A 13,966-nucleotide genomic window follows, 5' to 3' on the forward strand; every position below is an offset into this window, starting at 1 on the left:
CAACAAAGATAGCTATACAAAATTTTTATTATAAATTTTCATCTTTTTTTACTATTTTTACTTTTTAAGTGCCTTTAACGAAGAGATTGAAGCCAAGCCCGTGGATAGTGCCATATAAGCGGAACATCCAAATCTGAATATGGAAAAGTTAATGGTTGAAATGTTCGTATTTAAAAACCGAAAATGGATTTATGATATTGATTCAAATATATATTTATTTAGAACAATCCTTTCCGTTTTGTATTTACTTCATTCGTTATTTTTTATGAGATAAATGAGCCAATTTCATAAATAGCTTGTCTTGGTTAACAACACGAATCTTTTTCTGTTTATTGCTAGATTCAGTTGTTTATATGCTCAATAATTCGTGGAATTTATATTTAAATATATGATGCATTTTAAATATATGTTAAGATTGGTATAAATTTTAGTAACTTGATGTTCTTAGAAATATTAAGAACATTTATATCAAATTACTTAAAGAAATAGTTTGTATTCACAAAGGATAGGGAGTTGTAAAAATGATGAGGGGAAATATTCAAAATAAGAGAGTAGAAATTTCAGAGGAAGAAGCAAAGCATTTTTTGAAAATGGCAAAAGTCGCACATGTAGCGACTGTAGATGAGGATGGCTTTCCATATGTGATTCCTCTTATTTATGTTTTTGAACAAGAGGATAAGCTATATCTCCATATTGGCAATATCCGAGAAAGTCATTTCTGGGAGAACATTAAGAATAACCCGAAAGTATGTATTGAAGTAAGTGAAATGGGCGATTTACACCCTGGTAAGAAGTATGCATGCCAATCAGCTCTTGTTTACACAAGTGTTGTCTTGTTTGGAACGATTAGTCGAATTGAAGAAGATGAAAAAAAAGCATGGTTCTTTGATCGATTACTTGAAAAATATGGTAATCCTGAATGGACTTTTGAAAGAGAAGGATATCCGATTCTTCCAAAAATCGAATTATTTGAAGTGCAAATTGATAAAATAACAGGTAAATTAAATGAAGGTTTAATACATTAAAATATTTTGGGCGCTAGTTACGTAAAGAAAATAATTAGTAACTAACGCCCATTTTAAGTTAAAAGAATTTCTTTCTATCTCGATCCTCTTTTAAAATCTCTACCGCTTCTCTAAAACGGAGTGAATGTATAATTTCTCTTTCTCGAAGGAATTTTAAGCTATCGTTTATATCCGGGTCATCTGACATATCTATAATCCATTGGTAAGTAGCACGTGCTTTTTCCTCAGCAGCAATATCCTCATATAAGTCCGCAATTGGATCTCCTTTTGCTTGAATGTATTGTGTTGTAAATGGAACCCCTGAAGCATTGTTATAGAAGAGTGCACCATCATGGCCAACATAATGTTCACCAAGACCAGCAGCTTTTAATTGCTCTGGAGTAGCATCCTTCGTAAGTTTATAGATCATTGTAGCAATCATTTCAAGATGGGCGAATTCTTCCGTTCCGATATCATTTAAAAGACCGATTACCTTGTCTGGAATTGTATAGCGCTGATTTAAGTATCTGAGTGCAGCAGCTAATTCGCCGTCAGCACCACCATATTGTTCGACTAAAAACTTAGCTAATCTAGGATTACACTCCCTTACCTTTACGGGATATTGCAGCTTCTTTTCGTAATACCACATGCACTAATTCCTCCTATCAGTCATTCGCATCAAAAAGCTTTTAAACCTGCCAAGGCCAAGGGGTGTCTTTCCAATCCCAAGGATATCCAGAAAAGCTTTTACCATAATTCATAAGCGGACCGAATTGTTTTTCAAACTCAATTTTCATTTCCATGCTTTTAAGTGAAGCCTCATTAAATTGTTGAATGGCTGCATAATCATGTGGATGGGTATTTAAGTAGAGGTTTAATTCAAGAATTACGAAATCGTTTGCTTGAATGTCCTCAAGCATCGCATAAAACTCAGGAGGCATTTTATTATTCATTCTAATTCCCCTTTTTGTGGATTAGGATAAGGGCTGAACAGGTCTGGCCAGAGAGTTCCACAATGTAATGCTTGTTTTGCAGTTGGATATTGTGGTAATCCAGGTGGTTGGAATGGAATATAGAGTTGTGGTGGAGTAGAGAAGCTTTTCACGCGTATGGGTTGACAAGGATCAAAGGGACTAACATAAGGCTCCCAATATTTAAATTGTGTAAACATATAACCCTCCCTCTTTGTATTGCATCATTGCATCTATATGAAAATGGATTTGGCATTATACGTTTTAGATAAATTAATGTTGAAATTTGTAAAAAAATGAAAATTAGAAATTTCGTGCTACCATTGTTAACATGTATTTTTTTATCAAATAAACTGATTAATTAGAATATTATATTTATTAAACTTTGAATCTATATTATTGTTATATATAGGATTTCCTTTTATCAAACTTAATACAAATTTTTTTAAAAAGTTGATTGTTTGAGAATTAGAAAATATGAATGAATAAGCTATTTATCATGAAAGGTAACATGTTTATAGACATGTAATAGGGGTGGAATGATGAAAGCAAATCGTTTAGTATTTGAAAATGCAATTGATGTAAATCCAAGAACGGGTATTATTAAATTTAATAATAAGCGAATGGTACTAGAATCTGTGGAAGCGCTTGGTTTTTTACGAAGGGATATCGTCAAAACATTGGGGATGGAGAGAGCAAAAGGTTTCTTATTGCGTTATGGGTGGGCATGTGGAAAGAATGCAGGTTCAGCAATTGAGAGTATGTATAATTGGAAGGGCTTACATGAACTAATGGAGGCTGGTGCTGCCACGCATACATTAGCTGGTAATGTTACTGTGGAAATAGATGAACTAGTGATTAGTGAAGATAGCTTTTTTATGAAGGGATCGTGGCACAATTCTTATGAGGCGGAGCAGCATGTTCGATATTTTGATTTTAGTGATAAAGGGGTTTGTTGGACTTTAGTAGGCTTTGTAGCAGGGTATATAGATAAGGTTTACAATAAAAAAGTTGTAGTTTATGAAGAAGGTTGCAAGGGCAAGAAGGACAATCATTGTACCTTTGTAGCAAGAACTGTTGAACATGCAACTGACGAGCAGGTAGAGATATTACGATACTTTCAAGAAGAGTCAATCGTATCAGAGTTGGATAGGACATATAATGAATTAAAATCAATAAATAATTCGATATTACGTTCTGACAAAGTACATCAAAAACTAACAAATTGCTTACTTGAAGGACAATCATTAAATGAGCTTATTACTATTCTAAGTGATGAATTATCATGTAGTGTTGTCATCGAAATGAACAAATTAAATAAACCATTTGCGAATTACTTTATAAATGAACAGGATAAATATTGCTATGAACGATTTTTATTTAGGAAAAAATTATCTTCAAAAGAAGTTATTAATACGTATGAGATTATGGCAATGCAATCTGTATTAGGACGTATTATAGTTATTAGCAAAAAAACATTATCAAGAGAGCAAGAAATGATAATTGAACGCTCTCTATCTGTGTTCGCAATTTTTATTAATACGCAGCGACAAATTGCACAATCTCTTTGGAGAAAGAAAGCGGAATTTATCGATGAAATAATTGATGATAAGGCAGATACCAATAAGTTGATAAAAAAGGGAAAACATTTATTTGATATTGATGTTGAGAAAAATATAAGAATAGCTATTATTAAAAGTGATTCCGAGATAATAGAGTCTGTACATTCTTTTGTAGAGAATAACTATGCCTCAATCGAAAGTTTTATAAAAAATGACTTTGTAGTGTTGATTTTAAGTGAAAAATATTTAGAAAATAAGTATATGACAACACTCTTTGATGGAATTCTGCAAAAACTGCAAGTAAGATTCAAGAACAATACATTTTTAATAGCAGTAGGACATCATGCTGAAACTTTACAGGAGTTAGGAGAAAGTTATAATGAAGCACTCTTAATCTGTAATTTTCTTTTAAATACTTTACAGACACGAAGTCAGTATGCAATCTATGAAAATTATCAGCATATTATGTTATTTTTAAAAACAACAGAGCCAAAAGCACTAAACAATTTTTACGAAAGTATGTTAGGCAAGCTAATTCAATATGATTTAGATAATAATTCAACTTTAGTGTATACCTTGAAAATGTTCTTAGATAATAATGGAAACGTGAAAAAAACTGCACAGTTATTAAACCTATCGATTCCCGGCTTTCGTTATCGTATGGATAAGATTGAATCATTAGTTCCAGGTATCAAAAATGGTGATGGACGTTTTCAATGTCAATTAGCGATTATGGTACATTATGCATTGAAATCATTAAATAAATGAATATAGGGAATTTTAGCGAAATCTAGCGTATTAGCTAGATTTTTCTTGTTTATGAGCATTTTCTTTCTTTTTTATAAAGGGATTCGTGAAAAAGACTATATGTTTTATAAATGATATGGTTTTTCAAAAAAACGTAAGATAAGTCTAAACATGCTTCCGCATGAAAAAGAGAGGCAAAGCAAAGGAAGGGGCAGAATAATGGTAGTTCAACAAGTCACGAAACCACTAACAGGGCAAGAATATTTGGAGCATTTAGACGACGGTAGGGAAATTTGGTTACATGGTGAACGTATCAAAAATGTAACAGCACATCCGGCATTTCGCAATTCTGCAAGATCTATTTCTCGATTATATGATGCAATGCATGATCCAAAGTACAAGGATATATTAACTTGTGAAACAGATACAGGTAGCGGTGGTTATACACATAAGTATTTTAAAGCAGCTAAAAGTGCAGATGATTTAATACAGGGAAGAGACGCGATTGCGCAATGGTCTCGTCTAACATACGGACAAATGGGTAGAACACCTGATTATAAAGCTTCTTTTTTAGCTACTTTAGGAGGAAACCCTGAGTATTACGCACCTTATCAAGAAAATGCAAAGAGATGGTATAAGGAAGCACAAGAGAGAAATTGGTTCTTCAATCATGCGATTGTCAATCCGCCAGTTGATCGACATAAAGATGTGCATGAAGTAGGAGACGTATTTATCCGTGTAGAAAAAGAAACTGATAAAGGATTAATTGTAAGCGGTTCAAAAATGGTTGCAACGGGTTCTGCAATTACTAATTATAACTTTGTTGGAACTTATGGTTTACCAATTAAAGAGAAAGAATTTGCAGTAGTCTTTATTGCACCTATGGATACACCGGGTGTGAAGCTTATAAGCCGTGCTTCATACGAATTGACATCTGCTGTCATGGGTAGTCCATTTGATTATCCTTTGAGTAGCCGTTTTGACGAAAATGATGCAGTTCTAGTGTTCGACAAAGCGTTAATCCCTTGGGAAAATGTTCTAATATATCAAGATATGAAGAAAACTACTTCGTTCTTTATGGAAAGCGGTTTCATCAATCGTTTTACATTCCAAGGAGTAACAAGACTAGCTGTAAAGCTTGATTTTATCATTGGTGTTTTATTAAAGGCATTGAAAACGGCAGGTACAGATGTATTTAGAGGTGTGCAAGTAAATGTAGGAGAGATAATAGCTTGGCGCCATATGTTTTGGTCATTAAGTGATGCAATGGCACTAAATCCTGAAAAACGAAGTAATGGTATCGTTATTCCAAATTTAAGTGGAGGTCTAGCGTATCGTGTGTTTTTACAAGAAGGCTGGCCGAAGATTAAAGGAATGATCCAGCAGATAGTTGCAGGAAATCTAATCGTGCAACCTTCGAGTGCCAGAGACTTTTTAAACGAAGAGTTCAGACCTACTCTAGAGAAGCTATATCGTGGATCTAATGGGATTGAGGCACTTGAAAAAATTAAGACTATAAAATTGTTGTGGGACGCAATTGGAACAGAGTTCGGTGGTCGGGGCGAACTTTATGAGCGAAATTATGCTGGGAATCACGAGGACATTCGATTACAAACACTATTTAGCGCACAAGGCAAAGGAACAACAGATGAACTAATAGCTTTTGCTGAGGAATGTATGAGTGATTATGATCTACGTGGCTGGACGGATCCAACATGGATTAATCCAGATGATGTAAATTATTTTTCAAAGTAAGTAACAACTGCTATTTAGCAGAAATATATAAATAAACATTTAGGGGGAAAAAGAAAATGGCTAATTTTGATGTAGCGCAATTAGCGCATGTAGAAATGTTTACGCCAAAGCTAGAGGAATCATTAAATTTTTTCACTAAAATTTTAGGAATGCAAATTTCTGCACGTCAGGGGAAATCCGTTTACTTACGTTCTTATGAAGATTTTTATCACCATACACTAAAGCTTACAGAAGGTAAAGAAGCAGGATTAGGCCATGTAGCATGGCGTGCAAGTTCACCTGAAGCATTACAACGTCGAGTAGAATCGTTAGAAAAAAGTGGCCAGGGTATCGGCTGGATTGACGGCGATCTTGGACACGGTAAAGCATATCAATTCTATACTCCGGATGGTCATAAGCAAGAAATTCTTTGGGATGTTGAATACTACGAGGCACCAGAAGATCAAAAAACTTTATTAAAAAGTAGACCTCAAAAACGACCACTAAATGGTGTTCCTGTGCGACGTTTAGATCATGTTAACTTAATGTGTAAGGATGTAGCGAAAAATCGTCAATTTATGGATGAACAACTAGGATTTAAATTACGTGAACACATTGTATTAAATGATAATACAGAAATCGGTGCATGGATGAGTGTTAGTCCGTTAGTGCATGAGGTAGCCTTAATGAATGATCAAACAGGTTCTGAAGGCCGTTTCCACCATATTGCTTTCTGGTATGGCTATCCGCAGCATTTAATGGATGTAGCAGATTTGCTAGTTGAAAATAACATCAAAATTGAAGCTGGTCCTGGAAAGCATGGTGTGAGTCAAGCTTACTTTATGTATGTGTTTGAACCAGGTGGTAACCGAGTTGAATTATTTGGTGATGCTGGTTACTTAATCTTTGATCCAGACTGGAAACCAATTGTATGGCATGAGGATGAACTAGAAAAAGGAATTATTTGGTACGGTTCACCACTTCCAACAGAATACTTCTTATATGGTACGCCGGATGTATCATCTAAAGTTTTAGTGAAAGAATAAGCCTGCTTTTATCATGGATGATATGCCTAGGTAACTTAATTGTATGAATAGCATATCTAATGGGCTCTACCTAGGTTGTATATCCATTATTTATAAAAAAATGAAACAAATGGTATGAACAAGCGTTAGTGTGAGATTTAAAATATCTAAAATATTTAAGTTCAATACAAGGAGGAATTGCCATGGATGATCGTCTTTTTCGAACAGCAATGGGGAAATTCGCTACAGGAGTTACTGTTATAACAACTGAAGTAGATGGAGAAGTACATGGTATGACTGCAAATGCATTTATGTCTGTTTCACTTCAGCCGAAATTAGTTGTCATCTCAATTAGTGAAAAAGCGAATATGCTCTATCTTATTAAAGAAAGTAATAAATTTAGTGTAAATATTTTATCAGCAGAACAGCAAGAACTTTCTCAACTGTTTGCTGGTCAGCTGAAAGAGAATAGAAAAGTTGCATTCAAAAATTTAAATGGTTTGCCAGTTATAGAAGATGCGGTTGCACAAATTACTTGTGAAGTAACGAATACCCATGTAGAAGGAGACCATACATTATTTATTGGGAAAGTTACAGACATTGAGGTTGCAGATAAAGACCCACTTATATTTTTCAATGGCCGTTATCGTTCTTTAACAGTTGAGACCATTCCACAGCCTTAAGGAGGAGTCATATGAGTATTCAACAATTTGCATCACAATTGTTAGAAGCAGAGGCGAAAAAAAAGCCAATAGCTCCTATAACAGGGAGTTTTCCTACAATAACAGTCGACGAAGCTTATCAAATTCAGTTAAAACAAATTGAAGAAAAAATAGCAAATGGCGGTATTATAGTCGGTAAAAAAATAGGCCTTACAAGCAAAGTTATGCAAAACATGTTTTGTGTGTCTGAGCCGGATTATGGACATATCTTGGCGGATATGATGGCAATTGATGGTGAGGATATTGCAATTGATCATCTGATTCAACCAAAGCTTGAATTTGAAATAGCTTTTGTATTGAAAAAGGATTTAAAAGGAACAAGCATAACAGTACAAGATGTAATTGAAGCAACGGATTACATTGTACCTGCTTTAGAGATTATTGATAGTCGTATTTCAGATTGGCAGATTAAGTTTGAAGATACAGTAGCCGATAATGGTTCTTCTGCAATGGCGGTTATTGGTGGTATACCAACAAAAATTGAAAAAGTAGATTTAGAGACTTTAGGAATGGTGGTATATCGTAATGGCGAGCTAATAGATTGTGCAGCATCTAGCGCAGTTATGGGCAATCCAATTAAGGCAGTAGCTTGGTTGGCAAATTCTTTAGGAAATTATGATATTGGACTTCATAAAGGCGAATTTATACTATCTGGTGCTTTATCTGCGGCAGTTCCAATTCAAGACGGTGATACATTTACTGCAAAGTTTGCTCATATCGGCAATGTTTCAGCTTCATTTCATCGAAAGGGGGAACGAGTAAGTGACTAAATTAAAAGTTGCAATTATAGGTTCTGGTAATATCGGTACAGATCTAATGTACAAGGTAGAACGAAGTGATTATTTAGAAATGAGTGTAATGGTTGGGATTGATCCAGAATCAGAGGGATTAAGACGTGCTAAAAATCTTGGTTATGAAACGATCGTTAATGGAATCGACGGCTTAGTAGAGAGACAAGAGCTTTTTGATATTGTGTTTGATGCGACGACAGCAAAAGTACATGCAAATCATAGTGAAAAGGTGACTTCACTTGGGAAAAGAATGATCGATTTAACGCCTGCAGCAATTGGTCCATTTGTTGTTCCTGCAGCTAATTTAGCTCAACATTTAGAAGAGAATAATGTAAATATGGTCACTTGTGGTGGGCAAGCAACAATACCAATCGTTCATGCTATTCATCGTGTTGCAGATGTAGAGTACGCAGAAATTGTTGCAACTGTTGCAAGTAAAAGTGCAGGCCCTGGTACGAGAGCAAACATTGATGAATTTACAAGAACAACAGCAAAAGCAATCGTTGAAGTTGGTGGTGCACAAAAGGGAAAAGCAATTATTGTCTTAAATCCAGCAGAGCCTCCGATCATTATGCGTGATACGGTACATGCACTTGTAAAAGAAGAAGGTATGGAAAAAGAAATTATTGCTTCACTTGAAGAAGTTGTAAAAACTGTACAGCAATATGTACCAGGCTACCAAATGACAAGTGCGCCTATCTTTGAAGGAAATAAAGTGTCTGTCTTTTTAGAAGTGAAGGGTGCTGGAGACTTTTTCCCTGAATACTCTGGGAATCTTGACATTATGACCGCGGCAGCAGTCCAAGTAGGAAATGAAATAGCAAAAAATCAAACGATGAGTGTTTAACAGTATAGGAGGTGGAATCAAATGGGGAAGGAATTATCAATTTTGGATGTTACATTACGAGATGGTAGTCACTCTATGCGACATGCCTTTACAGAACAGCAAGTACGAGATGTAGCCAAAGGATTAGGTAAAGCAGGCGTAAAATATTTTGAAGTATCGCATGGAGATGGCCTTGGTGGCTCTTCTTTACAATATGGATTTTCGAAAGTCAATGAGTTGAAATTAATAGAAGCCGCTGTAGAAGAATGTAGTAACTCAAAAGTATCTGTACTTATTTTACCGGGGATTGGAACAAAAGATGACTTAGAAAATGCAGTGAAAGCTGGAGCGAAAATGGCACGGGTAGCAACGCATGTGACAGAAGCAGATGTGGCAAAACAACATATTGAGCTTAGTCGCAACTTAGGATTAAAAACAGTTGGTTTCTTAATGATGGCGCATATGGCCCCAACATCTACATTAATAGAGCAAGCAAAGTTATTTGAAAGCTATGGCGCTGAAATTATTTATGTCACAGATTCAGCTGGTGCTCTATTACCGCATGAAGTAAAAGAAAAGATAACAGCTTTAAAAGAGCAAGTATCATGTGAAATTGGTTTTCATGCCCATAACAATTTATCTCTTGCTATGGCAAACACGATAGCAGCAGTTGAAGCGGGTGCAACATTTATCGACGGTAGTTTACGTTGCTTAGGTGCAGGTAGTGGTAATACCCAAACAGAAGTCATGGTCGCTGTTTTTGATCGATTAGGGTATAAAACAGATGTGAATTTATATGATGCTATGGATGTAGCAAATGAAGTAGTAGCGAAATTTATGCCGAGACCGCAAGAAATCACAGGATCTAGTTTAATAATGGGTTATGCAGGAGTGTATTCTAGCTTCCTATTATTCACGCAAGAAGCATCAAAAAAATATGGTGTGGATGAACGAGAAATTTTGATAGAGCTTGGAAAGATGAAGGCAATTGGAGGTCAAGAAGACCTAATAGCTGAAATTGCTCGTAATATTGCAAATAAACGCCTAAAAGTTTAAAGAAAGTGAGGATGAGGAATGATTAAAACTGACACAATTGATCAAATTGCTTATGAATTATATCAAGCAGAACGTGAGGCTTATGAAATAAACAAATTCGTAGATCAATATCCAGAACTTGACCTTGCAATAGCTTACGAGATTCAAGATAAATTAATCAATATAAAATGCCAAAAAGAAAACACAGTAATTTCAGGTCGTAAGTTAGGTTTAACAAGTAAAGCAAAGCAAGAAATGATGGGGGTACATGAACCTTCTTATGGTGTACTACTAGATAATATGAAAATTGATGAAGATGCAGTGATCTCGATTAAACCTTTTATACACGCAAAAATCGAACCGGAGATAGCATTTGTTTTTAAGAAAGATATTAAAGGGCCATTTGTTTCGATTGCTGATGTGTTAGAAGCGACAGATTATGTTACACCAGCAATGGAAATAATCGATAGTCGTTATAAGAACTTTAATTTTACTTTAATTGATGTAATCGCTGATAATTCCTCATCTTCGCGTTACATATTAGGATCTAAGCGGTATAAGGTGGAAGAAGTAGACCTAGAATTAATGGGATGTGTGTTTAAAAAGAATGGTGAAATCTTCGCAACAAGTGCAGCTGGTTCGATTATGGGAAATCCAGCAAGAGCAATCGCATGGATGGCGAACAAACTAATTGCTAGAGGACAACATATTAAGGCTGGAGAAGTTGTACTAAGTGGTGCATTAACAGGTGCTGAAGCGATTGCAAAAGGTGATCAATTCACTGTAAGTTTTGATGGGATTGGTTCTTTAAAAGTGTCTTTTACTGAATAGATAAATTAATAGGAGGAAATGTTGATGCCATTTATTCAAATCACGATGATTGAAGGTCGAACACCTGAAAAGAAAGAAAAGCTTATAGAAGAACTGAGTCTTACAGTAACAAGAGTATTGGACGCACCACTTGAATCTGTACGTGTTTGTATTAATGAGGTTCCAAGTACTCATTGGGGAATTGCAGGTAAATCCATGTATAGAAGACATAATGAAGAATAAGGAGTGGGCGAAATGGTCAATACACAAACAAAGCTAAGAGAAGTGAAATTGTTCATTAATGGCGAGTATGTCGATTCATCAACTAACTCATTATTTGAAGTAAAGAACCCAGCAACGCAAGAACTAATCGCAAAGGTACATGAAGCAAGTTTTGAAGATATTGATAGTGCTTGTCTTGCTGCACGTAAAGCGTTTGAAGAAGGACCTTGGCGCACAATGCCAGTATCGGAACGCTGTAGCAAAATTAGACGTATGGCAGAAATTATACTTGAACGCAAAGAGGAACTAGCTCGTTTAGAAGCTTTAGATGTTGGTAAACCATTCCAAGTGGCTCTTGAAAATGAAATTCCACGTGCAGCAAATAATTTAAAATTCTTCGCTGATTTTATGGAACAACAAGGTGGCGAAGTATATCCAATGGATGACAACTTTTTAAACTATACTCGATATGAACCAGTTGGTGTTGCAGCACTTATTACACCTTGGAATTTACCATTCATGCTTACAACATGGAAGCTAGGTCCATGCTTGGCTACAGGAAATACAGCTGTTATTAAGCCTGCAGAAACTACACCATTAACTGTTTCATTACTAGGTGAAATTGCAAAAGAAGCGGGTATTCCCGATGGCGTAGTCAATGTTGTACATGGATTTGGCGCACAATCGGCTGGACAATATATGACAACACATCCTGAAGTGGATTTAATTTCATTTACTGGGGAAACAACAACAGGTAAAGCAATTATGAAGAGTGGTGCTGACTCTCTAAAGAAGGTATCTTTTGAATTAGGTGGGAAAGCGGCAAATATCATTTTTGAAGATGCTAATTTAGATAAAGCTATTTCGGTATCTATTCAAGCAGCATTCATGAACTCAGGGCAAGTGTGCTTAGCAGGTTCTCGCATTTTAGTGCAACGTACAATCTTAGATGAGTTTATAGAGAGATTTAAAGGTGCAGCTTCTCAGCTTGTTGTAGGGGATCCACAGGATGCGTCCACGAATATGGGACCAGTAGTAAGTGAGGAACATTATAAAAAGGTGACAAGTTATCTTGATATTGCAACATATGAAAATTCACAACTAATTTCCGGTGGTAAACGCCCAGAATTAGCTTCACATTTAAGTACAGGTTACTATTTAGAGCCAACGATTTATTTACAAGAAAATCCAAATGCTAGAATCTGTCAAGAAGAAATATTCGGACCGATTGTTACGATTATTCCATTTGACACAGAAGAAGAGGCACTACGCATTGCAAATGGTACGGATTATGGTTTAAATGCTGTAGTTTGGACAGAAAATTTACAGCGTGCTCACCGTATTTCACATGATGTAAGAGCGGGTACTATTTGGGTAAACTGTTGGTTCGTGCGTGATCTACGTGCACCATTTGGCGGCTTTAAAAAGAGCGGTGTAGGTCGCGAAGGTGGTCATCATAGTCTAGAATTCTTCACAGAAGCAAAGAATATTTGTATTGCATTAAAATAAAATACTAAATTGTGCTAAGACCGATGCTCCTTTTTTGATAAAGGACATCGGTTTTTGTTTTGGCAAAACATCATTTGGTGCTGTTGAAATCCGCTATCCCTTGAAGTGGAATCGGTTTCGCTTTCCGCGGGCGAGCCTCCTCGGGGCAACAGGATGTTGGTCAGGGAGTCGTTGCCACAGGACGTGGCGTTCTTAGACTCCGTTCCTTAATTTCCCTGCGGGGTCTCACCTATCTCGCTTTCCCGCAGGAGTCTTTGCCGATTCCACTTCAATAAAGTTATCCATACGCAAAGTTTTATTGTAAAAATTCATCTATTTTCACTTTTCAGTACCCTCAAATGCGTGAGATTTGAGACTCCGCACGTAGTGAAAATGGACTGTCCAATAAGAATAATTTTATGAAAGATGTAGTTGTGTAAATGTGAATATAAAAATGTACATCATTAAACAATCATTTTTGTACATACTTAATTTAGCATTTGAATTAGTAAAAAATTACTCTTCCTTATTTTTATGAAGAAAAGCAATTTTTCTTTTGGAATTTATAAAAAGTTGATTGGAGTGGAGGGTGGTGACTCCTGTGGGATTAGCGTGAAGGTTGAGACCCCGCACGAAGCGCAAGCGGAGGAGGAGGCTCAACTCACGCCCCACGGAAAGCGCCACCCGGAACGGAAATCAACGGATTAGAACCTCAAAAAATATCATTAAATCTAATGCGAAACGAAACATTTAACACTCTCTGGAAAGCTCCTTTGATCTCAAAATAAATGCATAATCTTGTCTTTTAAGTTCAAACTAATTTCGAAAGAAAGGATGGATGATGAATGGAAGAGAACAAATATGCATCACTTAATGAAGAAAAGGTAAAAGAGTTAAAAGAATTGGAAGAGAAATTTGGCTATGCATTAGTAGCTTATGATACTGATGCTACTAAAGGGAGTCAATCTAATAATAGTGATTCAAGTTTTTTATAAGAAAAGATGCTACCTTGCAGAAATGCAAGGTTTT

Annotated in this window: 15 protein-coding genes; 12 read left to right on the plus strand and 3 right to left on the minus strand. The window is 35.8% G+C overall.

Annotated elements, in window-relative coordinates:
- Positions 1-521: 521 nt before the first annotated feature.
- Positions 522-1,025, plus strand: a complete 504-nt coding sequence (locus ABE048_RS05070) for a pyridoxamine 5'-phosphate oxidase family protein (protein WP_430309614.1) — start codon at positions 522-524, stop codon at positions 1,023-1,025.
- 58 nt (positions 1,026-1,083) lie between these two features.
- Here the strand turns inward: ABE048_RS05070 and ABE048_RS05075 are convergent, their stop codons facing one another.
- Genes ABE048_RS05075 through ABE048_RS05085 form a run of 3 tightly spaced genes read right to left on the minus strand, consistent with a single transcriptional unit; the run spans position 1,084 to position 2,175 of the window.
- Positions 1,084-1,653, minus strand: a complete 570-nt coding sequence (locus tag ABE048_RS05075; RefSeq protein ID WP_430309615.1) for a manganese catalase family protein — start codon at positions 1,651-1,653, stop codon at positions 1,084-1,086.
- Positions 1,654-1,693: 40 nt separating this feature from the next.
- Complete coding sequence (locus ABE048_RS05080) at positions 1,694-1,957, minus strand: spore coat protein CotJB (RefSeq protein WP_430309617.1); 264 nt, start codon at positions 1,955-1,957, stop codon at positions 1,694-1,696.
- The gene (locus tag ABE048_RS05085) at positions 1,954-2,175 is read right to left on the minus strand and encodes a spore coat associated protein CotJA (protein WP_430309618.1); all 222 of its coding nucleotides are present in this window, start codon (positions 2,173-2,175) and stop codon (positions 1,954-1,956) included. Before ABE048_RS05085 ends, ABE048_RS05080 begins: the two co-directional genes overlap by 4 nt.
- Positions 2,176-2,517: 342 nt before the next feature.
- On the opposite strand from ABE048_RS05085, the gene ABE048_RS05090 reads away from it, so the two are divergent.
- From ABE048_RS05090 to ABE048_RS05140, 11 genes are all read left to right on the plus strand, one after another.
- Positions 2,518-4,305, plus strand: coding sequence for a XylR N-terminal domain-containing protein (locus ABE048_RS05090; RefSeq protein ID WP_430309619.1), 1,788 nt, complete (start codon positions 2,518-2,520; stop codon positions 4,303-4,305).
- 198 nt (positions 4,306-4,503) lie between these two features.
- A complete protein-coding gene (locus ABE048_RS05095; protein ID WP_430309621.1) occupies positions 4,504-6,039 on the plus strand; it encodes a 4-hydroxyphenylacetate 3-hydroxylase N-terminal domain-containing protein in 1,536 nt (511 codons plus the stop codon).
- Positions 6,040-6,095: 56 nt separating this feature from the next.
- Complete coding sequence (locus tag ABE048_RS05100) at positions 6,096-7,064, plus strand: catechol 2,3-dioxygenase (protein ID WP_430309622.1); 969 nt, start codon at positions 6,096-6,098, stop codon at positions 7,062-7,064.
- A 182-nt stretch (positions 7,065-7,246) separates the two neighbouring features.
- Positions 7,247-7,726 (plus strand): flavin reductase family protein, encoded by a 480-nt coding sequence (locus ABE048_RS05105; protein WP_430309623.1) that lies wholly within the window; start codon positions 7,247-7,249, stop codon positions 7,724-7,726.
- Between the two features lie 11 nt (positions 7,727-7,737).
- Positions 7,738-8,535 (plus strand): 2-keto-4-pentenoate hydratase, encoded by a 798-nt coding sequence (locus ABE048_RS05110; RefSeq protein ID WP_430309624.1) that lies wholly within the window; start codon positions 7,738-7,740, stop codon positions 8,533-8,535.
- Positions 8,528-9,403, plus strand: coding sequence for an acetaldehyde dehydrogenase (acetylating) (locus tag ABE048_RS05115; protein ID WP_430309625.1), 876 nt, complete (start codon positions 8,528-8,530; stop codon positions 9,401-9,403). The genes ABE048_RS05110 and ABE048_RS05115 overlap by 8 nt, the downstream gene beginning before the upstream one ends.
- Positions 9,404-9,424: 21 nt before the next feature.
- Complete coding sequence (gene dmpG / locus ABE048_RS05120; RefSeq protein WP_430309626.1) at positions 9,425-10,438, plus strand: 4-hydroxy-2-oxovalerate aldolase; 1,014 nt, start codon at positions 9,425-9,427, stop codon at positions 10,436-10,438.
- Positions 10,439-10,456: 18 nt separating this feature from the next.
- Complete coding sequence (locus ABE048_RS05125; RefSeq protein WP_430309627.1) at positions 10,457-11,248, plus strand: 2-keto-4-pentenoate hydratase; 792 nt, start codon at positions 10,457-10,459, stop codon at positions 11,246-11,248.
- Positions 11,249-11,272: 24 nt separating this feature from the next.
- On the plus strand, positions 11,273-11,470 hold the full coding sequence (locus ABE048_RS05130) for a 2-hydroxymuconate tautomerase family protein (RefSeq protein ID WP_430309628.1): 198 nt from the start codon (positions 11,273-11,275) through the stop codon (positions 11,468-11,470).
- A 12-nt stretch (positions 11,471-11,482) separates the two neighbouring features.
- Positions 11,483-12,958: an aldehyde dehydrogenase gene (locus ABE048_RS05135; protein ID WP_430309629.1), complete on the plus strand. Its 1,476-nt coding sequence runs from the start codon at positions 11,483-11,485 to the stop codon at positions 12,956-12,958.
- Positions 12,959-13,782: 824 nt separating this feature from the next.
- Positions 13,783-13,932, plus strand: a complete 150-nt coding sequence (locus ABE048_RS05140; RefSeq protein WP_430309630.1) for a hypothetical protein — start codon at positions 13,783-13,785, stop codon at positions 13,930-13,932.
- Positions 13,933-13,966 lie beyond the last annotated feature (34 nt).

This window comes from Rummeliibacillus pycnus, assembly GCF_050459865.1.
Taxonomy (GTDB): Bacteria; Bacillota; Bacilli; order Bacillales_A; family Planococcaceae; genus Rummeliibacillus; species Rummeliibacillus pycnus_B.

Bases quoted from the DNA above. Each gene is read 5' to 3' on its own strand.
- ABE048_RS05090 (WP_430309619.1), top strand. From the start codon at position 2,518: ATGAAAGCAAATCGTTTAGTATTTGAAAATGCAATTGATGTAAATCCA.
- ABE048_RS05125 (WP_430309627.1), top strand. From the start codon at position 10,457: ATGATTAAAACTGACACAATTGATCAAATTGCTTATGAATTATATCAA.
- ABE048_RS05110 (WP_430309624.1), top strand. From the start codon at position 7,738: ATGAGTATTCAACAATTTGCATCACAATTGTTAGAAGCAGAGGCGAAA.
- ABE048_RS05085 (WP_430309618.1), bottom strand. From the start codon at position 2,175: ATGTTTACACAATTTAAATATTGGGAGCCTTATGTTAGTCCCTTTGAT.
- ABE048_RS05130 (WP_430309628.1), top strand. From the start codon at position 11,273: ATGCCATTTATTCAAATCACGATGATTGAAGGTCGAACACCTGAAAAG.
- ABE048_RS05100 (WP_430309622.1), top strand. From the start codon at position 6,096: ATGGCTAATTTTGATGTAGCGCAATTAGCGCATGTAGAAATGTTTACG.
- ABE048_RS05135 (WP_430309629.1), top strand. From the start codon at position 11,483: ATGGTCAATACACAAACAAAGCTAAGAGAAGTGAAATTGTTCATTAAT.
- dmpG (WP_430309626.1), top strand. From the start codon at position 9,425: ATGGGGAAGGAATTATCAATTTTGGATGTTACATTACGAGATGGTAGT.
- ABE048_RS05070 (WP_430309614.1), top strand. From the start codon at position 522: ATGATGAGGGGAAATATTCAAAATAAGAGAGTAGAAATTTCAGAGGAA.
- ABE048_RS05105 (WP_430309623.1), top strand. From the start codon at position 7,247: ATGGATGATCGTCTTTTTCGAACAGCAATGGGGAAATTCGCTACAGGA.
- ABE048_RS05140 (WP_430309630.1), top strand. From the start codon at position 13,783: ATGGAAGAGAACAAATATGCATCACTTAATGAAGAAAAGGTAAAAGAG.
- ABE048_RS05075 (WP_430309615.1), bottom strand. From the start codon at position 1,653: ATGTGGTATTACGAAAAGAAGCTGCAATATCCCGTAAAGGTAAGGGAG.
- ABE048_RS05095 (WP_430309621.1), top strand. From the start codon at position 4,504: ATGGTAGTTCAACAAGTCACGAAACCACTAACAGGGCAAGAATATTTG.
- ABE048_RS05080 (WP_430309617.1), bottom strand. From the start codon at position 1,957: ATGAATAATAAAATGCCTCCTGAGTTTTATGCGATGCTTGAGGACATT.